Source organism: Leisingera sp. NJS201, from assembly GCF_004535885.1.
Classification (GTDB): domain Bacteria; phylum Pseudomonadota; class Alphaproteobacteria; order Rhodobacterales; family Rhodobacteraceae; genus Leisingera.
The window spans coordinates 1,775,765-1,794,811 of the sequence record NZ_CP038234.1 but is presented as its reverse complement, the minus strand read 5'-3'; the positions used below and the strand labels follow the sequence as shown (position 1 = coordinate 1,794,811).

Here is a 19,047-nt window from a genome sequence, read left to right as displayed (position 1 = left end):
GGACAGAAGGGTTTTTCACATGCCGCTGCCATTTGACGGGGCCATAAGCCGCTATTACCAGACCGGCGCGCCGGAGGAGATCCGCAAGGCCATCAAAGGCGCGGATAAAGACGGGATCCTCAGCCCCAGCTACCCGTACCGGGAGCGGATGAAACGCAAGGCCTACGAGGCGGAGCTGGAGGCGCTGCAGATCGAACTGGTCAAGCTGCAGTCCTGGGTCAAATCCAGCGGCGCCCGCATTGCCATTGTGTTCGAAGGCCGGGATGCAGCCGGCAAGGGCGGCACCATCAAGCGCTTTCGCGAAAACCTGAACCCGCGCGGCGCGCGGATTGTAGCACTGTCCAAACCCTCCCAGGCCGAACAAAGCCAGTGGTATTTCCAGCGTTATGTCCAGCACCTGCCGTCGGGCGGCGAAATCGTGTTCTTTGACCGCAGCTGGTACAATCGCGGCGTGGTGGAAAAGGTGTTTGGCTTTTGCACCGATGAACAACGCGAACGCTTCTTTCGTCAGGTTCCGGGGTTTGAACGGGCCCTGGCCGAGGATGGCGTGCATCTGTTCAAGTTCTGGCTGAACGTCGGCCAAGCAGAACAGCTGCGCCGGATCCTGTCGCGCGAGTCCGACCCGCTGAAACAATGGAAGCTCAGCCCGATTGACGTGAAGGGGCTGGAGAAATGGGACGAATACAGCGCCGCCATTTCCGAAACCTTTTCGCGCAGCCACAGCGCCGAGGCCCCCTGGACCATCATTCGATCCGATGACAAAAGACGGGCCAGGCTGGCTGCGATGCGCAGCGTTCTGCATGCCGTTGACTATGACAGCAAAAACGCCGATGCGATTGGCGAATTGGACACCGGAATTTGCGGAGGCCCGGATATCTGGGATGCCTAAACGCGGCTATCATCACGGCAACCTGCGCCAGGCACTGGTCGAAGCAGCCCTGCATCTGATCGAGGCCAAGGGTCCGACCGGGTTCACCCTGTCGGAGGCTGCCAAACAGGCCGGAGTGACCCCCGCCGCCGTCTACCGCCACTTCAAAGGGCGCGAGGATCTGATCGCCGAAGCCGGGCGGCAAGGCTATGCGATGTTTGCCGACCTGATGCAGCACGCCTATGACAAATACCAGCCCTCGGCGCTGGCGGCGTTCGAGGCCACGGGGCGCGCCTATCTCGCCTTTGCCCGCAAACATCCGGGCCATTACATCGCCATGTTCGAAAGCGGCATTTCAGTGAACCGGACGCCGGAACTGGCTGATGCTGCTGCCCGGGCACGGGCGATCCTGGAACGCGCCGCCGCGGACCTCAGCCAGCATATCCCGGAAGATAAACGCCCGCCTGCTTCGATGTTCTCGGCCCATGTGCTGGCGATGAGCCACGGAGTGGTGGAGCTTTATGCACGGAACTCGCCCGGTGCCGCCTCTCCCTTTCCGCCCGAGGACCTGCTGGAAAGCGGGATCGGTATCTACTTGCGCGGACTGGGGCTGATTGCGCCGGACGGTTAGAACCGGCTGCTGGGCTGCGGCGCGCGCAACTCGTCTCCGACGTTAACAAGATGCACCTCACCGATGCCTTTGATATCTTCGGGGCCAATGTCGGTGACGCGGAATTCCTCGGACAGGGATTCCCTCATCTCATCCGGCGCGACGATTTTCATCGGGTTAGCAAAGACTTGCAGGCGCGAGGCCAGGTTCACCGCCGGGCCGAAGACGTCATACACATATTTCTGAATGCCAACCACCGAGCCGACGGCCGAGCCGGTGCCCAGCCCGATGCGCGCCTGCCATTTATGCTGATGGCTTTGATTGCGCCGGTCCAGATAGCGCAGGAACCTGGTGGCGCAATGGGCCACGGCGGTGGCGTGATCCGGGGTAGGATCCGGCATCCCGGCCACCGCCAGATAAGCATCGCCAATGGTCTTGATCCGCTCACAGCCGTATTGTTCTACGATGCGGTCAAAGGCGGTGAAGATATCGTTCAGCTCTCCCAAAGTCACCGTCGGATCGGTGCGGGAGGCGAAGTCGGTGAAATTGACAAAATCCAGCATTACCACTGACACCTTCGGGTAAAGCTGCGGTGTCACCACGCCGAAGGTCTTGAACTCCTCGTAGACCGAGCGCGGCATCAGGTTCAGCAGCAGCCGTTCCACCCGCTCCTTCTCGCGCTCCAGCTCGCGGGTGTTGCGCTCCACCATGGCGGAATAGCTGTCGATCATGCTTTCCAGCTCGCGGATGCGGGTGATGTTCTGGCATTCCACCACCAACAGCGCCTCATCAAGGTGGCTGGCCTGCGAGATGTTGATGGCGAAAACCAGCGTCCGCCGCTTGCGCTTGATCTTCAGCTCCGCCGAGTAGCGCAGCCCTTCGTCGCACAACGGGCCAAGATCCTGTGGCTGCAACTCTTCGATGGCATCCGTAAGGACCGCGTCCGGCCCGGGTGTGCCAAACCACTCGGCAAAGGGTTGATTGTGAAAGACAAACCCAAGATCAGAAGCGCGGACAACGGCAACCCCTACACCAACGGCGCGCAGCAGCTGCTCGTTGATGGCAGCGATGCTCATGCGGCGTCCCGGTGGACGATGACGTTGCGCTTGCTTTCAATTGCGGCAAGCGTGGCCCGGACATCCGGTTCAGACAGCCCATGCTGTTCCAGCGCGTCTTTCAGCAGCGCGCCCATTTCATCAAAGTCATCATGGGTTATGGCCAGAGCCCGGTGCACCGCCTCCAGCCGCTCATCGCTGAAGGATGCAGGCCCGCCCAGCAGCGACGAAATGAACTTGGTCTGATGGTCGATCAGCCGCGCCATATCCACATCGGCGAAGTAGTCACCGATCTGATCGGAATCGAGCGCCAACTCGTAAAAGGTCATCACGACCCGGCTGATGGCACTGAAACCGCCGTATTTCTCATAGATGGTTTGCGGCATTGCAGCCCCCCAACAGAACGCGGTGCCAGCAATGTTACGTTACTTTTGCGAAAATGTTAACGGTGCAGGTCAATCACCTGAACCAGCAGCAAAAAGGGCCGCCCAGCAGGCGGCCCTTTCCAAAATTGGTAAAAGCGTGAAACTTAGCGCTTGGAGAACTGGAAGCTCTTACGGGCTTTGGCCTTACCGTATTTCTTCCGTTCCACAACACGGCTGTCGCGGGTCAGGAAGCCAGCCGCTTTCAGCGCGCCGCGCAGAGCGGGATTATACAGCTGCAGCGCTTTGGAGACGCCGTGCTTGACCGCACCGGCCTGACCGGACAGGCCGCCGCCTTTTACGGTGGCGTAGACGTCGAATTCGCCTTCGACACCGGCAACCTGGAACGGCTGGCGCAGGATCATCTGCAGCACCGGACGGGCGAAATACTTGTTGATTTCCAAACCGTTCACTTCGACCTTGCCGGAGCCCGGCTTGATCCAGACACGGGCAACCGCGTCTTTACGCTTGCCGGTGGCATAGGCGCGGCCCAGTTCATCGCGAACCGGCTCACGTGTGATGGTTTCTTCGGCCACTGCTTCCACACCGGTTGCAGCTGCGAGCTCTTCAAGAGTGTTGATCTGATCAGACATCTACATTAGCTCCGGGTGTTTTTCTTGTTCATGGATGCAACATCCAGAACTTCGGGGGCCTGTGCTTCATGCGGGTGCTCGGCACCGGCATAGACACGCAGATTGGTCATGATCTGACGGCTCAGACGGTTGCCCGGCAGCATGCGCTTGACCGCTTGGGTCACAACGCGCTCGGGGTGCTTGCCTTCCAGGATTTCCTGTTTGGTGCGCGATTTGATGCCGCCCGGGTGGCCAGTGTGCCAGTAGAAGTGCTCTTCGCGCTTCTTGCCGGTCATCTGGACCTTTTCAGCGTTGATGATGATCACATTGTCGCCCATATCCATATGCGGAGTGAAGGACGCTTTGTGCTTACCACGCAGGCGCATGGCGACGATGGAAGCAAGACGGCCCAGAACAACGCCCTCGGCGTCGATCAGGATCCACTTCTTCTCGATGTCTGCCGGAGTAGCAGAGAAGGTTTTCATGGCAGGTCAATCCTGTTTGTCGTGACGGCAGAGTCCCCGAAAGGAAACGCCTGAATGCGATGGAGGGGGTTTACGGCGATCACAAAGCCACGTCAACAGGCGTAAACAACAATAAATGCAGCAAATTCAACGCCTTAGAAATTAGGTATAATAATACCCCATAAAATCAGACGCTGATCTGCTCGGGCGGGTTGTCCAGCAGGGCGCGCAGGCGCAGCATCGCCTCCTCGAACTGCTTCAGCGGCACATGCGCGTTGATGGCGATGCGCACGGCATGCGGCGCGCGGCCGTCGCGCAGGGCAAATTCATCTGCCGAGCGGATCTGAACCCCGTTTGATTCTGCGGCGCGGGTGAAAGCGGCAGCGCGCCAGCCCGAGGGCAGCCGCAGCCAGACAAAGGGCACATCCGGATTCCAGGTCAGATCAAACCCGCCAAGCGCATTGACCGCGACCCGGACATAACGGGCCATTTCCCTGCGCACCGCCGCCACCAGATCAGGCAGCCGCGGATCGGTGAGCAGGATCCGCACCAGGTCCGCCAGCGGCTGCGCCAGGCCGAAATACCCGTGTTCCGCCACCCGCCGCAGGTCTGTGGTCCGGCCCTCCGGCGCCAGCGCAAAACCGACGCGCAGGGCTGGTGTCAGGATCTTGGAGATCGAGGACACATGCCAGGCAAGCTCCGGCGCCAGCGACCGGTAGCTGGGTGCGCGCGACTCGCCCAACCGGTAGCAATCATCCTCGACGATCTGCACCCCGTGGCGGCGGGCAATGCGGACGATCTCCTTGCGGCGCCCCAGCGGGGTGTGCAGCCCGGTCGGATTATGCACCTCAGGGCTGGTGCACAGCACCGTGGCGCCGGTCTTGCGGATCGCCAGTTCCATTGAATCCGGCCGGATACCATGTTCATCCATGGCAACCTCGACCACCTGCGCCCTCAGCAGTTCCGCGGCACGACGGAACCCGGCATAGGTCAGATCCTCAACCATGATCACCGGCTGCGGCCCCTCGAGGATCGCTTGCAGAACCACCATCAGCCCGTTCTGGCCGCCATGTGTCAGAACAATGTCGTTTTCTGTGACCATGCCAACCGGCGACTGTCCCACCCAGGCCGCCGCCGCCTGGCGCACCGGCAGATAAGCGTCGCGGGTCGGATAATTCAGGAAATTGCGCGCCTCGCCTTCCGCCACCTTGTGCAGCGCCTCGCGCACCGCGGCCACCTGCCCCATATCCGCAATCCGCGGGCTGAACAGGCTGACATGACCGGGATCGCGCGCCTCCAGCAAATGCAGCTCCCGCGACCATACGTCATCCGGCACCGGCTTTTTCTTTTCGGCTACAAAGGTGCCGCGCCCGACCTCGGCCTCCAGCACGCCTTCATCGGTCAGAATGCTGTAGGCGCGGGCTACGGTGCCGGGTGTAATGCTCAATTGATACGCTAGATCGCGCACCGGCGGCAGCTTTGTACCAATTTTCAAACTGCCCAATTCGACAGCAGACCGGATTGTATCTGCTACTTTTTTATACTTGGGACCTTTTGTCTCACTCAGGCTTTGCGGCCAAATTGTACCCATTACAATCCATCCTTGGACAACACGCTTACCCCTTTGTATCAAAACATCACGACAAATCAACAGGATTGTATCAACACAATACAGGAAGCCTCCCATGGTACAGCACACGCAAATGGCACATTCGAACATGTCCTATCTGATCAGCCGCCCGGCCCTGCCGGTGCTGGCGCAATGGGCCGTCCTTTTTGCAGTACTGGTGACCAAGTGGAGCCTGCGCCGCCGCACAAGAACCCACCTTAAACACCTGAGCGCAGCGCAGCTTAAGGACATCGGGCTGAGCCGCCAGGACGCCCATTATGAAGCCACTCTTCCGTTCTGGCGCCCATGATCCCCTGGGCAATAGAACAACCTGACGGCCGGGGTTCGCCCCGGCCCTTTTTTTTGCCGGCCCTTGTGATCCGCAGGATGCAGGTCCTTGCGCGTTACCGGCTATGCAAAAATTAAAGGTTGATCGAATCTCCCCCCCGGCCTAAATGCCCCTCACTTTCGGTACCGATCCCAACCCCGGACCCTTATTCGGGGGGCGCTAAGGAACCGGCTGGATTGCAATCTACTGGAACGAAGGGGAGTGTCATGAAAGACGCCAACCTCTTCCAACTGGGGATCGGTCTGGAGACAGGCGCCCATGAGGAAGATACCGCCCGCGGTGTAACAGCCGCGAATATCGACTCCGTTGTGGACTCGGACCGCGAAGACCATTTCATCCGTAAGGATGGCAAGGTGTTTGCTGGGACCCATCTGATCATCGAAGTAATGAAAGGCACCGGCCTGGACTGCGAAGCCCGCATCCAGAAGGCGTTCCGCGACTGCGTGGACGTTTGCGGCGCCACCCTGCTGCACATCCACACCCACAAGTTTTCACCGCAGGGCGTCTCCGGCGTGGCCGTGCTGGCGGAAAGCCATATCTCGGTGCATACATGGCCTGAAATCGGCTATGGCGCCTTTGACGTCTTCATGTGCGGCGATGCCGAGCCGTGGAAAGCCGTCGACGTGCTGAAAGAGGCCTTCAACACTGACATGGTGGAAGTGCGCGAACTGCTGCGCGGAGAGGAACTGATCGCCAAAGAGGTTGCAGCATGAGCAGTGCCAGCAAACCGGAGTGGGTTACGGAAAGCCTGCATGCGCATTACGCCCAGGCCCTGCGCGTGGACGAGATGCTCTATGACAGCAACACCGAGCATCAGCGTCTGAAAGTGTTCCAGAACGGCCAGTTCGGCCGGATTCTGACGCTGGACGACGTGGTGCAGACCACCGAAGGCGACAACTTCATCTACCACGAGATGCTGACCCATGTGCCGATCCTGGCGCATGGTGCCGCAAAACGTGTGCTGATCATCGGCGGCGGCGACGGCGGCATGGCCCGCGAGGCGCTGCGCCACACGTCGGTCGAGCATGTCACCATGGTCGAGATCGACGGCGGCGTGGTGGATTTCTCGAAAGAGTATCTGCCGATGCTGAGCGACGGCGCGTTCGACGATCCGCGCCTCAATCTGGTGATCAACGACGGTGCGCTCTTCATGAAAGAGAACACCGGAAAGTTCGATGTGATCATCGTCGATTCGACCGACCCGATCGGCCCCGGCGAAGTGCTGTTCACCGATACTTTCTATGGCCACGCAGCGCGGTCGCTGACTGAGGACGGCATCATCGTGACGCAAAACGGCGTGCCGTTCATGCAGGGTGACGAGCTGACAGGCACCCTGCGCGCCTTCCAGGCGCTGTTCGCCGATGCGTCATGTTATCTGGCGTCAGTGCCGACCTATGCCGGCGGTCCGATGGCGTTCGGCTGGGGCAGCCATTCGGGCAAGGCCCGCAATGCAAGCCTTGCGGATCTGGAGGCGCGGTTTGCTGCTGCCGGGATCGACACCGGGTATTATAATCCGGAGGTTCACAAGGCCGCCTTTGCCTTGCCGAACTACGTGAAAAAGCTGTTCCCGTAAGGAACATCCGGGACAGGGGGGCCACGGCCCCCTTTTTCCTTTCTGGAAAAGCAATTCCGCCCGCAGAGCGGGCACGCGCCATGCATCCGGTGCTATGGCAGCTTTCGGCCGCAAAAGCTGCACTGGACGCATTTGCAAGACGGCCTCCGGCCCCTGAACGGTCCCTGCCCCAGCGTTGCGACCCAATTCCGGCCTTGGCCCCGCCGCCGCTTCTTGCTAGGCGCGGCGGAGCAGAAACCAGACGTGGCAGGCCCTATGAAGCGCGATCCCATCCTTGTTGTTGACCGCGACACCGGCGAGACCTTTGAAGAAACCGTGCTCGGCGAGAAATGGATTCGCTGGGCCTATCAGAACGCCAGTGCCCGGCCCATCGAGAAACTGCTGTTTCGCTCGCCCCTCATCAGCCGTCTGATGGGCATCTGGTTCAACTCGCGGTTCTCCAAGAGCAAGATCAAGGCGGTGATAGAAGACCTGTCGATCGACATGACCGAAGCTTCTGCCGACACGGAGAGTTTCTCCTGTTTCAATGAATTCTTTGTCCGCCATTTGAAACCCGAAGTGCGCCCCTTCAGCACCGCCCCCAAGGACGTTGTCTCCCCTGCCGATGGCCGGGTGCTGGTGTTCCCGGAACTTGCTGAGGACGTGTTTATCCCCGTCAAAGGCCACCCGATGTCGGTGCGCACCATGCTGCCCGGCATTGCGGAGCGTTTCATCGGCGGCGCCCTGGCCATCGTGCGGCTGTGCCCGGCGGACTATCACAGATACCACTTCCCCGCGGCAGGCCGGATCAATGGCGCCCAGGACATTGCCGGCGCGCTGCATTCGGTGAACCCGATTGCGCTGGGGGCCGGGCCGGATGTGTTCGGCGAGAACAAACGCAGCTGGACCCTGATCGAGACCGAAACGCTGGGCACCTATTGCTTTGTCGAGGTCGGCGCCTTTGGTGTCGGCAGCATCGTCAACACCCGTACCGCTGGCGACGTGCAGAAGATGGACGAGAAGGGCTATTTCAAATTCGGCGGCTCCACCGTGGTGGTGGTGTTTGAGCCCGGCAAGGTCCGCTTCTCGGACGATCTGGTGGCAAACAGCGCCAAAGGCCGGGAAACGCTGGTGAAGGCCGGCCAGCCCTTTGCCACCGCGCTTTAGCGCTTTGGCGGGATCGAATATGTCATGCTGGCGCGCGCCACCGGCTCTGCCAGCCCTTCGGAATACATCAGCACATCGGCGACCGCCAAAACCCGGCCCAGCTTCAACAGCCGCGCCTCGGCGATAATATCCGCGCCGGCCACGGGTTTGCGCATGAAATCCAGCGAACAATTGGTGGTGACGGCCAGCGCCTCGCGCCCCAATCGCGACAGGAGCAGCGCATAGATCGCGCAATCCGCCAGTGCAAACATCGACGGGCCCGACACCGTGCCGCCGGGCCGCAAATGCCGTTCGGCAGTCAAAAGCCGCATCCGCAGGCCCTGCTCATCCATCGCGTCGATGGCAAAGTCATCCTTCACCTGCGGAAAAATCTCATGCAGGTAATCCGTAAGACCTGCGACATCAAATGCCAGCGTCATGCTTTCCCTTTCCCCTATCCCTGCATAGAGTTGCCCCGAGAATTGCGAGGAGGGCAAGATGACAATTCTGGAACGTCACGACACGGGCGGCATTGCCCGGCTGAAGATGAACACGCCGGAAAAACTGAACGCCCTGTCGGACGGGATGCTGGCGGCCCTGCAAGAGCAGATCGACGCCCTGCGCGAGGACAGCAGCATCAAGGTGGTGATCCTGTCCGGCACCGGCAAAGGCTTCTGTGCGGGCCATGACATCAAGCAGATGACCGCAGGCCGCGCCGCGGCGGACGGCGGCAAGGCTTACTTCCAGGACCTGTTTGCCCGCTGCACCAGCGTGATGACAGGGCTGCAGTCGCTGCCCCAGGTGGTGATTGCCCAAGCCCATGGTATCGCCACGGCAGCAGGCTGCCAACTGGTGGCGTCCTGCGATCTGGCAGTGGCGGCAGAGGACACCAAATTCGGCGTCAACGGCGTGAACATCGGGTTGTTCTGCTCCACCCCGATGGTGGCCCTGTCGCGCAATATCCCCGAAAGCAGGCGTTTGAGCTGCTGACCACGGGCGAGTTCATCAACGCCGCCCGCGCGGTGGATCTGGGTCTGGCCAACCGCGCCGTGCCGCTGGAGGAGCTGGAGGCGGAAACCACCCGGCTGGCTGAAACCATCGCCGCGAAACTCGGCTCTGCTGTGAAAATCGGCAAACAGGCGTTTTACGAGCAGCTGCAGATGCCGCTGGATCAGGCCTATGCTTATACCAGCGGAGTGATTGTCGAGAACCTGATGTACCGCGACACCATCGAAGGCATGGCCGCCTTTATCGAAAAACGCGCCCCCGACTGGCAGGAAAATTGATGCGCCGGGAGGATTTTTCGGGAATTCCGGCCTGACCTCCGGAATTTTCCGAAAATTTTAGGCTTTGTTTACCATTCCGCACATATTGTTTCCTTAAGAAGCCAGCCAAACGCCTTTCAATTCGGGCGGAAAGATGGCAAAGATTGGGCACGGTCGCTGATTAGTCACTGACCGGCACAATTTGGGCTGCTGCTGCGGAAGGGTCCCTCCAACCGGTTCTCTCTCACCGGTGACCATTCCCGCAGCGGCGGCCCCAAATTTCCCTCCCTCCCGGTCAGATCACATACAGCCAACAAACTCTGTACGATTTTCGGCGGCGCTGCGGCGCGGGTTCGACCGCCAATCCTGTTGCGCAACCCCTTCCCCTGCCCTATGTGGCGGGCATGACAGATCATTCGGCACAGACATTGCATATCGTGGGCGGCGGCATGGCCGGGTCCGAGGCTGCCTGGCAGGCGGCGAACATGGGCGTATCCGTGGTGATCCACGAAATGCGCCCCAAGGTGGAAACCTTTGCCCATCAAACCGGCAACCTGGGCGAGATGGTCTGTTCCAACTCCTTCCGCTCGGATGATGACGAACAGAACGCCGTGGGCCTGCTGCATTGGGAAATGCGCGCAGCAGGCGGGCTGATCATGGCCACAGCAGACCAACACCGCCTGCCCGCCGGCGGTGCGCTGGCGGTGGACCGGGATCCCTTTGCCGAAACTGTGACGGCTAAGCTGAAGGCACATCCCAATGTGTCGGTCTCTTACGAAGAGATCACCGAACTGCCTGTGGACGGCCACTGGATCTTTGCCACCGGCCCGCTGACATCACCGGAACTGGGGCAGGCAATCCAGGCGGAAACCGGCGCCGAGGCACTGGCGTTTTTCGATGCCATCGCGCCGATTGTCTATGCGGAAAGCATCGACATGTCGCAGGCCTGGATGCAGTCGCGCTATGACAAGGGCGAGACTGAGGAAGAGCGCACCGCCTACCTCAACTGCCCGATGGACAAGGACCAGTACGAGGCCTTTATCGACGCATTATTGTCAGCTGACAAAACTGAGTTTCACGAAGGCGAGACCGCGGGCTATTTCGACGGTTGCCTGCCGATCGAGGTCATGGCCGACCGCGGCCGTGAGACGCTGCGCTTTGGCCCGATGAAGCCGGTGGGGCTGACCAATCCGCATCAGCCCGGCGTCAAAGCGCATGCCGTAGTGCAACTGCGCCGCGACAACGCGCTGGGAACGCTGTTCAACATCGTCGGTTTCCAGACCAAGATGAAATACGGCGCCCAGACAGACGTGTTCAAGATGATCCCGGGGCTGGAGAACGCCAGCTTTGCACGCCTCGGCGGCATCCACCGCAACACCTTCCTGAACTCCCCCACCCTGCTGGACGCGCAGATGCGGCTGAAATCCAAGCCCAACATTCGCTTTGCCGGCCAGATCACCGGCGTCGAGGGCTATGTCGAAAGTGCGGCCATGGGCCTGCTGGCAGGCCGGCTGGCCGCTGCGGAAATCCTCGGTCAACAGCTGCCGGATGTGCCGCAGGACAGTGCCATGGGCGCGCTGATCCACCACATCACCGGCGGCGCCGAGGCCAAGACTTTCCAGCCGATGAACGTGAACTTCGGCCTGTTCCGCCCGGTTGACGGTCTCAAAGGCGGCCGCCGCGGCCGCAAGGACCGATACAAGGCCTATACCGACCGCGCCAAGGATGCCTGGCAAGAGTGGCTCAGCAACTTTTCCTAGACGGGCTGCGGCTGCCGGGCCTAAACTCACTGCATGAGCGAAAAGTTTCTGAACAAGGCCTACGACCTTGAAACACCGGAAGCGACCCTGGATCACTACAACCAATGGGCCGCTTCTTATGACGCTGAGATCGCCGAGAACGGTTACGCCACACCGGGCCGTATCGCCGAAGCCTTGGCACAGTTCCAGCCGGACATGAGTGTGCCCGTTCTCGACTTCGGCTGCGGCACCGGCCTGTCAGGTTTGGCGCTGCGGTTGCAGGGGTTTGACACTGTGGATGGTATGGAGCCGTCTGACGAGATGCTCACCCAGGCCCGCAGCAAGGGCGTCTACCGCACATTGACACAGATTGATGTCAAGGACAGCAAGCCGATCCCGCGGGGCGCCTACCGCCAGATCACCGGCTGCGGCGTTCTGGGCACTGGCGCAGCCCCGCCAGCGGTATTCGACATGATCCTGCATGCCTTGCCGCGCGGCGGGCTGTTTGCCTTTTCCTACAATGATCACGCACTGGAAGACCGCGCCTATACCGGCAAACTCAATGAATGGCTGGACTGTTCGGCCGCCCGGCTGTTATTCCGGGAGCACGGCGACCACCTCCCTGGCATCGACTTGAAGTCCACAGTTTATGTAATTGAGAAAGCGTGACATTCACCACCAGATTTGCACCGTCGCCAACCGGACCGCTGCACCTGGGCCATGCCTATTCCGCCATCCTGGCGCACGATATGGCCATGGCGGAAGGCGGCAGCTTTCTGCTGCGCATCGAAGATATCGATCAGTCCCGCGCGCGCCCCGAATGGGAGGCGCAGATTTTTCAGGATCTGGAGTGGCTCGGCCTGACTTGGCCGCAGCCGGTAATGCGCCAGTCGGACCGCCTGCCCCGTTATCGCGCCGCACTGGACCAATTGACAGTGATGGGCCTGACCTATCCCTGCCGCTGCAACCGTGCCGATATCGAGACCGCCGCAGGCGCCCCGCAAGAAGGGGTTCCGCAATTCGGCCCCGACGGGCGCATCTACCCAGGCACCTGCCGCGAGCGCCCGGCATCCGAGGCCACGAACAAGGACGTGATCCGGCTGAACATGATGAAAGCCGTCCAGGCAGCTGAATTACGCAGCTTCACGGAAACCGGCCCGGAGTTCGAAGGCATCCATCCCCTGAAGCCGGAACAATTGATCATGACCGTTGGCGACATCATCCTGGTGCGCCGAAATTTGGGCACATCCTACCATCTGTCCGTTGTTGTTGATGACGCGGATCAAGGCATCACACATGCAGTACGCGGTGCTGACCTTTTTGAGGCCACACAGATCCATGTGCTGTTGCAAAGCCTGCTTGGATTGCCCACGCCCGTTTACCACCACCACCGCCTGATCCGCGACGAGGCTGGCAAGCGCCTTGCCAAACGCGACGATGCCCGCGCCATCGCCAAATACCGCGCCGAGGGGGCCACCCCGCAGGACATCCGCGAAATGGCCGGCCTGATCGCTTCTTCTGGCTAAAAGTATCCCCGCCGGAGGCACGGTCCGCCAGGGCCGTACCCTTGTTCAGCCCATCGGCTTCATCAGCTCAATCTCTTCGCCGCCGCGCACCGCAGTATAAAAACAGGTCCGACGGTTGGTATGGCAGGCCGCCCCGGTTTGCCGCACCAGCGCCAGCAGGCAATCCCGGTCGCAATCCACCCGCAGATCGATCAGTTCCTGCACGTGGCCTGAGGTTTCCCCTTCACCCAAAATGCCTGGCGCGACCGCGACCAATAGGTCACGTTCCTGGTCTCCAGCGTGCGCGCCACCGCATCGGCATTCATCCAGGCCATCATCAGAACCTCGCCCGAAGCTTCGTCCTGCGCAATGCAGGGGATCAGCCCGGCGTCATTATAGGTCAGGCTGGCGGGATCAAAGGACGCGGCAATAGACATGGGTAAAAACCTTTTGCATCTGCTGTTCGGCTCCCTATGTATGGGGAAGAACCAAGCAGGGAAAGCCCGGGAAAGACATGTCTGGCGAAAGTGATCTGATCAAACTGTACTCCACCCGCATTCTTGCGCTGGCGGCGGATATTCCGCATCTCGACAGGCTCGAATCTCCCAGTGCCACTGTCAAGAAACGCTCGCCGCTTTGCGGCTCTGCCGTGACCGTCGACATTTCTGTGACAGACGGGCGGATCGCGGATTTCGGCCAGGACGTAAAGGCTTGCGCGCTGGGACAGGCCTCGGCGGCAGTGGTGGGTGCCCATGTCATCGGCCGCTCGCTGGAAGAGGTTGAGACCGCCCGCGACCAGCTGAAGGCGATGCTGACCCAGAACGGCCCGGTGCCGGACGCGCCTTTTGACGGGCTGGAAGTGCTGCAGCCTGCGCGCGAGTTCAAGAACCGCCACGCCTCGATCATGCTGGCGCTGGAGGCAACGCTGGAAGCCATGCAGACCGCCGCCAAGGAGCACTGCGCCTGACGCTCCCTTTTGCGGCCCTGCACAGGTAGCCCGAAATATTGCAACGCGGCCTGCACCTGTGCAAATCAATACGCTGTGTGATCACTCTCCCCTCAAATAAAAAAAACCGCCGCGCATCCGGGCAGGATGGCGGCGGCAGTCATGCTCTGTTGTGCGGGACCCGGGCAGGCCAGGCTGGATATTGAGGCAATCCAAGTTGGGGATCGGGACAGGCGGTTGATCCCTCGGGCAGTCCGGGACAGGAAAGGGCCGGCCCGGCACAGCAGATGCAATCAGGAATGGGAAAAGCGGATTAGAACAGCCCTGGAAGATGCAGTGCCGCCACCAGCATCACAATCAGCGAGGCCGCGCCGACGGCGTCCTCCAGCAGGGTCGAATGGGCGTTCTGCATGGTGGTTTTGATCTGTGCAATCATGGCTCGGGCCTCCTCCGGTCAGTCTCTTCGCTCTCTGGCAATTTTGTTGCCCCTTTGTTCTCATTTTCAAGAACACCTGTAAAGAACTTTTTGAGAACATTTGCGAACAGATTGGAACGCCGCCAGAGAACAGGCTTTGGAATGCGCGTTAACCCACTGTAATCAAACGGATTGCCTGATCCTGCTTCATCAGCCACAGAAGAACACGCGCAGCCTTGCCGCGGGGGCTGTCCAGTTTGGGATCGGCGGCCAGCAGCGCCCGCGCGTCGCTTTGCGCCACGGCCATCAGCCCTGCCTGGCGTTCCAAATCGGCAATACGGAACCGCGGCAGGCCGGATTGCGCGGTACCGATCATGTCCCCCGCGCCGCGCATCTGCAGGTCGGTTTCCGAAATGCGGAAGCCGTCCTCGGATTCGCGCAGGACCTCAAGCCGTTTACGCCCGCCCTCAGTCAACGGAGGCTGGTACATCAACAGGCAGGTTGACTGGGCACTGCCGCGCCCCACCCTGCCGCGCAGCTGGTGCAGCTGCGCCAGGCCAAAGATCTCTGCCCGCTCAATCACCATGATCGAGGCATTCGGAACGTTCACCCCCACCTCAATCACCGTGGTGGCCACCAACACCTTGGTATCGCCTTTTTGGAACGCCGCCATGGCCGCATCTTTGTCCGCAGGCGGCATCTGGCCATGCACCAATCCCACAGTGCCCTCGCCCAAAATGGCGCGCAGATGCTTGAACCGTTCCTCGGCGGCGGTCAGGTCGCTCAGCTCGGATTCATCGACCAGCGGGCAAACCCAGTAACACTGACGCCCTTCAGATATCGCCTTGCGCAGATGATCGACCACCTCCTGCATCCGCTCGGTGCTGATCACCGCGGTCTTGACCGGCTTGCGCCCCGGCGGTTTTTCGTCCAGCACTGAAACATCCATGTCGCCATATTGTGCCAGTGCCAGCGAGCGCGGGATCGGCGTAGCGGTCATCACCAGGACATCAGCGCCCTTGCCTTTTTCCGCAAGCTCCATCCGCTGGCGCACCCCGAAGCGGTGCTGTTCGTCGACAATGGCCAGCCGCAGATCGCGGAATTCCACATCTTGCTGGAACACCGCGTGGGTACCGATCAGGATGTGAATGTCACCGCGTTTCAGCGCCGCCAGCTTGGCCTTGCGCTCCGCGCCTTTGTCGCGTCCGGTAAGGATCTCAATCACCACACCTGCGTCCTCGGCCAGCGGTGCAAGCCCTTCCATATGCTGCTGCGCCAGAATCCCCGTGGGAGCCATCATCACACCCTGCCCGCCTGCTTCAACAGCAACCAGCAAGGCCATGAAAGCAACCAAGGTTTTGCCAGAACCCACGTCCCCCTGCAAAAGCCGGTTCATCCGGTTGCCAGTGGCCATATCCGCCGAAATTTCGTCAATCGCGCGGGCTTGCGCGCTGGTCGGCCGGTACGGAAGAACCTTGAGCACGCGGGATTGCAGCCGTCCGGTGGCCTGGCTTTGAATACCGCGAACTTTACGTTCGGTCTGGCGGGCCAGCGCCAGGGTCAGCTGATGGGAAAACAGCTCATCATAGGCCAGCCGCGCCCGAGCCGGCGCCTGCGGGTCCAAATCACCGGGACCCTGCGGTGCATGGGCCGTTTGCAACGCGTCATGCCAGGCAGGCCAGGCTTCCTTCAGCATCTGCGCCGGGTCGATCCATTCGGCCAGCTCCGGCATCCGCGACAGCGCGCTTTGCGCTGCCTTATACATGGTTTTCTGGGTAACACCGTGGGTCAGGCTGTAGACCGGCTCATACTCCGGGATCTCATGCGCTTCCTCAACCGGCAGCATGTGGTCCGGGTGAACCATCTGGGCCAGACCGTCAAACAGCTCCAGCTTGCCCGAGATCACACGGCGCGCGCCCTCCGGCAGCTGAGCCTCAAGGTAACGGCTGCGGCCGTGGAAGAACACAAGCTGGAATTCAGTCTCCGCATCTTCCACATGGATCCGGTATGCGCCGCCCCGGTTACGGGCGGGGCGGTGACTGCCGATGGTCACTTCAACTGTAACGACGGCGGGCAGATCCACCCCGCGGATAGTATCGCGCCGCCGCCGGTCCACCACCGAATACGGCAGCGAAAACAGCAAGTCACGCGGTGTCTCGACCTCAACCTGGGTGAGGGATTGCGCAGTCTTCGGACCGACCCCCTGCAAGGTCTCGGCCCCAGCAAACAGCGGAAACAGGATTTCGGGACGTCCGCTCATGCCTCTGCAATCAGCTCCAGCCAGCTATCTTCGTCCATTGTTCTGATACCCAGATCAGCCGCCTTCTTGGCCTTGGACCCCGCGCCCGGTCCGGCCACCAGAATGTCGGTCTTTTTGGACACCGAGCCGGACACTTTGGCACCCAAAGCTTCGGCCCGCGCCTTGGCTTCGGCGCGGGTCATCTTTTCCAGCGTGCCGGTAAAGACCACGGTCTTGCCCGCCACCGGGCTGTCCGCCGCAGGCGCGTCCGGCGGCACAATGGTCAGCTTGGCCACCAGCCGGTCAAAGGCCGCGCGTTCTTCGGGGTTGGCAAAGGCATCTGACAGGGACAGGCCCAGCACGGCGCCAATCCCATCGACACCGATAAGGTCCGCCCAAACGGACGCAGCCCCGGCAGGAACACCGCAAGCGGCAATCGCCGCATCGCGGGCGTCCTTGATGCGGGCACGGCGGCCTTCCCGAGCGGCAGACTGGCGTTCAGCCTCCTCAGCTTCATCCGCTGCCCGGTGCGCCAGCGCAGCGGGTCGTGCGGCGTCAACCGCCTCCGCCATCGCGTGCCAATCCCGGTAATGCAATGCCAGATCCCGGCCGGCAACTTCGCCCGCGTGGCGGATGCCCAGGGCAAATATCAGTTTGGCCATCGGGATGGTGCGTTTTTCAGCAATCGCAGCAAACAGGTTATCCGCAGATTTTTCGCCCCACCCTTCGCGGTTCTTCAACTGCTGTAGTCCGGATCCATAATTCTCTTGCAAATCAAAGATATCAGCGGGTTCCTTCACCCACTCGTCTGCATGAAACTGCTCCACCTGTTTGGCGCCCAGACCCTCAATGTCAAAGGCTGCGCGGGACACAAAATGCTTCAGCTTTTCCACCGCTTGCGCCGGGCAGATCAGGCCGCCGGAACAGCGCCGCACGGCATCGCCTTCCTCGCGCACAGCCGGGCTGGCGCATTGCGGGCAAGTTTGCGGGAACTGATAGGGCGCGACATCCGCGGGCCGCTTGGTCAGATCCACATCGGCCACTTTCGGGATAACGTCACCGGCCCGGTATATCTGCACCCAATCACCGATGCGGATGTCCTTGCCGCCCCGGATCTCCTCGCCCTTTGAATCGCGGCCCTGAATGTAATCCTCGTTGTGCAGCGTCGCATTCGACACCACCACCCCGCCTACGGTCACAGGGGTGAGGCGGGCCACAGGGCTGAGCGCGCCTGTACGGCCGACCTGAATGTCGATGGACTCCAGCCGGGTCCAGGCGAGTTCCGCCGGAAATTTATGCGCGATCGCCCAGCGGGGCGTGGTGGAGCGGAAGCCCAGCCGCCCCTGCAAGGCCAGATCATTGACCTTATACACAACGCCATCAATGTCATAGCCAAGCGTTGCGCGCTGTTCTTCGATACTGCGGTAGTGATTGATCATCTCTTCAAGAGTTGCGCACAACCGGGTCAGCGGGTTTGTTTGAAACCCCAGGGAGTGCAGCCGCGCAATTGCCTCCATCTGCGTTTCTGCCAGGGATTCACTCAGTTCACCCCAGCTGTAGGCAAAGAACCGCAAAGGCCGGGCCCGGGTGATTTCCGCATCCAGCTGCCGCAGCGATCCTGCGGCGGCGTTGCGCGGATTGGCAAAAACCTTGCCGCCGCGTTCTTCGTGCCGGGCATTCAGCGCCTCAAAGTCAGCGTGGCTCATGTAGACTTCGCCGCGCACTTCCAGAACATCCGGCGCGCCGTGCAGCTGCTGTGGAATGTCGGCAATGGTTCGGGCGTTGGCGGTCACATTTTCACCAATGCTGCCATCGCCGCGCGTTGCCGCCTGGATCAGAACGCCCTGTTCATAGCGCAGTGACAGCGATAGCCCGTCGATCTTGGGTTCGGCGGCAAACGACAATCCATCAGAAGGCGTGAGGCCCAGGTATTTGCGGATGCTGCGGTCGAAATCGGCGACGTCCTCATCCTCAAACGCGTTGCCCAGCGACAGCATCCGCACCGAATGGGGGATCTTGCCAAAGCCAGAGGCAACCGGAGCCCCCACTGCATCAAGCTGAGTGGCATTTGCCGCTAGATCCGGATACGCCTCTGCCAGCGCACGATAGCGCCGTTTCAGCGAATCATACGCCGCATCGCTGATTTCTGGCGCATCGGCCTGATGATAGGCCAAATCCGCCGCACGAAGCTGTTCTTCCAGTCCGAGAAACTCGGCCTGCGCTTCTTCAGCCGACAGGTTGGCCACGTCTTTTTCTGTTTTCTCTGCCACGCGCGGTCCCTCTTCGTTCTC

The 19,047-nt window shown here is 61.1% G+C and carries 19 protein-coding genes and 2 pseudogenes; 11 read left to right on the top strand and 10 right to left on the bottom strand.

Annotated elements, in window-relative coordinates:
• The first annotated feature begins 19 nt into the window (after positions 1-19).
• The gene (ppk2, locus tag ETW23_RS08905) at positions 20-889 is read left to right on the top strand and encodes a polyphosphate kinase 2 (protein ID WP_134829784.1); all 870 of its coding nucleotides are present in this window, start codon (positions 20-22) and stop codon (positions 887-889) included.
• Entirely contained in the window at positions 882-1,499 is a 618-nt protein-coding gene (locus ETW23_RS08900) for a TetR/AcrR family transcriptional regulator (protein WP_027258814.1), read from the top strand. Before ppk2 ends, ETW23_RS08900 begins: the two co-directional genes overlap by 8 nt.
• On the opposite strand, the gene ETW23_RS08895 is transcribed toward ETW23_RS08900, so the two are convergent.
• The 5 genes from ETW23_RS08895 to ETW23_RS08875 form a co-directional block, all read right to left on the bottom strand.
• The gene (locus ETW23_RS08895) at positions 1,496-2,554 is read right to left on the bottom strand and encodes an adenylate/guanylate cyclase domain-containing protein (RefSeq protein WP_134829783.1); all 1,059 of its coding nucleotides are present in this window, start codon (positions 2,552-2,554) and stop codon (positions 1,496-1,498) included. The two genes, ETW23_RS08900 and ETW23_RS08895, sit on opposite strands and share 4 nt — an antisense overlap.
• Positions 2,551-2,919: a group 1 truncated hemoglobin gene (locus ETW23_RS08890; RefSeq protein WP_134829782.1), complete on the bottom strand. Its 369-nt coding sequence runs from the start codon at positions 2,917-2,919 to the stop codon at positions 2,551-2,553. Before ETW23_RS08890 ends, ETW23_RS08895 begins: the two co-directional genes overlap by 4 nt.
• A gap of 143 nt (positions 2,920-3,062) precedes the next feature.
• Complete coding sequence (gene rpsI, locus ETW23_RS08885; RefSeq protein ID WP_129370747.1) at positions 3,063-3,548, bottom strand: 30S ribosomal protein S9; 486 nt, start codon at positions 3,546-3,548, stop codon at positions 3,063-3,065.
• A gap of 5 nt (positions 3,549-3,553) precedes the next feature.
• Positions 3,554-4,012 (bottom strand): 50S ribosomal protein L13, encoded by a 459-nt coding sequence (rplM, locus tag ETW23_RS08880; RefSeq protein ID WP_129370746.1) that lies wholly within the window; start codon positions 4,010-4,012, stop codon positions 3,554-3,556.
• A 166-nt stretch (positions 4,013-4,178) separates the two neighbouring features.
• The gene (locus ETW23_RS08875) at positions 4,179-5,582 is read right to left on the bottom strand and encodes a PLP-dependent aminotransferase family protein (protein WP_134829781.1); all 1,404 of its coding nucleotides are present in this window, start codon (positions 5,580-5,582) and stop codon (positions 4,179-4,181) included.
• Between the two features lie 94 nt (positions 5,583-5,676).
• Between ETW23_RS08875 and ETW23_RS08870 the strand changes: the two genes are divergently transcribed.
• From ETW23_RS08870 to asd, 4 genes are all read left to right on the top strand, one after another.
• The gene (locus ETW23_RS08870) at positions 5,677-5,910 is read left to right on the top strand and encodes a DUF1127 domain-containing protein (RefSeq protein WP_134829780.1); all 234 of its coding nucleotides are present in this window, start codon (positions 5,677-5,679) and stop codon (positions 5,908-5,910) included.
• 245 nt (positions 5,911-6,155) lie between these two features.
• Positions 6,156-6,662 (top strand): adenosylmethionine decarboxylase, encoded by a 507-nt coding sequence (gene speD, locus ETW23_RS08865; protein WP_129370740.1) that lies wholly within the window; start codon positions 6,156-6,158, stop codon positions 6,660-6,662.
• A complete protein-coding gene (gene speE, locus ETW23_RS08860; RefSeq protein ID WP_129370738.1) occupies positions 6,659-7,522 on the top strand; it encodes a polyamine aminopropyltransferase in 864 nt (287 codons plus the stop codon). Before speD ends, speE begins: the two co-directional genes overlap by 4 nt.
• A 255-nt stretch (positions 7,523-7,777) precedes the next feature.
• The gene (gene asd / locus ETW23_RS08855; protein WP_134829779.1) at positions 7,778-8,668 is read left to right on the top strand and encodes an archaetidylserine decarboxylase; all 891 of its coding nucleotides are present in this window, start codon (positions 7,778-7,780) and stop codon (positions 8,666-8,668) included.
• Here asd and ETW23_RS08850 read toward each other — a convergent pair.
• Entirely contained in the window at positions 8,665-9,087 is a 423-nt protein-coding gene (locus ETW23_RS08850) for a PaaI family thioesterase (protein ID WP_129370735.1), read from the bottom strand. The two genes, asd and ETW23_RS08850, sit on opposite strands and share 4 nt — an antisense overlap.
• A gap of 58 nt (positions 9,088-9,145) precedes the next feature.
• Here ETW23_RS08850 and ETW23_RS08845 point away from each other — a divergent pair.
• The 4 genes and pseudogenes from ETW23_RS08845 (at position 9,146) to gluQRS (ending at position 13,177) form a co-directional block, all read left to right on the top strand.
• Positions 9,146-9,933: pseudogene (locus ETW23_RS08845) on the top strand (enoyl-CoA hydratase).
• A gap of 383 nt (positions 9,934-10,316) precedes the next feature.
• Positions 10,317-11,672, top strand: a complete 1,356-nt coding sequence (gene trmFO, locus ETW23_RS08840) for a methylenetetrahydrofolate--tRNA-(uracil(54)-C(5))-methyltransferase (FADH(2)-oxidizing) TrmFO (RefSeq protein WP_134829778.1) — start codon at positions 10,317-10,319, stop codon at positions 11,670-11,672.
• 33 nt (positions 11,673-11,705) lie between these two features.
• The gene (locus tag ETW23_RS08835; protein ID WP_134829777.1) at positions 11,706-12,320 is read left to right on the top strand and encodes a class I SAM-dependent methyltransferase; all 615 of its coding nucleotides are present in this window, start codon (positions 11,706-11,708) and stop codon (positions 12,318-12,320) included.
• Positions 12,317-13,177, top strand: coding sequence for a tRNA glutamyl-Q(34) synthetase GluQRS (gene gluQRS, locus ETW23_RS08830; protein ID WP_134829776.1), 861 nt, complete (start codon positions 12,317-12,319; stop codon positions 13,175-13,177). The genes ETW23_RS08835 and gluQRS overlap by 4 nt, the downstream gene beginning before the upstream one ends.
• Before the next feature lie 45 nt (positions 13,178-13,222).
• On the opposite strand, the pseudogene hisI reads toward gluQRS, so the two are convergent.
• Positions 13,223-13,593, bottom strand: a pseudogene (gene hisI, locus ETW23_RS08825) (phosphoribosyl-AMP cyclohydrolase).
• Positions 13,594-13,670: 77 nt separating this feature from the next.
• On the opposite strand from hisI, the gene ETW23_RS08820 reads away from it, so the two are divergent.
• Complete coding sequence (locus tag ETW23_RS08820) at positions 13,671-14,123, top strand: iron-sulfur cluster assembly scaffold protein (RefSeq protein ID WP_134829775.1); 453 nt, start codon at positions 13,671-13,673, stop codon at positions 14,121-14,123.
• Between the two features lie 292 nt (positions 14,124-14,415).
• On the opposite strand, the gene ETW23_RS26575 is transcribed toward ETW23_RS08820, so the two are convergent.
• The 3 genes from ETW23_RS26575 to ligA form a co-directional block, all read right to left on the bottom strand.
• On the bottom strand, positions 14,416-14,538 hold the full coding sequence (locus ETW23_RS26575; RefSeq protein ID WP_282103097.1) for a hypothetical protein: 123 nt from the start codon (positions 14,536-14,538) through the stop codon (positions 14,416-14,418).
• 148 nt (positions 14,539-14,686) lie between these two features.
• Positions 14,687-16,777, bottom strand: a complete 2,091-nt coding sequence (gene recG, locus ETW23_RS08815) for an ATP-dependent DNA helicase RecG (RefSeq protein WP_134829774.1) — start codon at positions 16,775-16,777, stop codon at positions 14,687-14,689.
• Positions 16,774-19,026 carry an NAD-dependent DNA ligase LigA gene (ligA, locus tag ETW23_RS08810; protein WP_254695180.1) on the bottom strand — a complete coding sequence of 751 codons (2,253 nt, stop codon included), beginning with the start codon at positions 19,024-19,026 and terminating at the stop codon, positions 16,774-16,776. Before ligA ends, recG begins: the two co-directional genes overlap by 4 nt.
• Positions 19,027-19,047 lie beyond the last annotated feature (21 nt).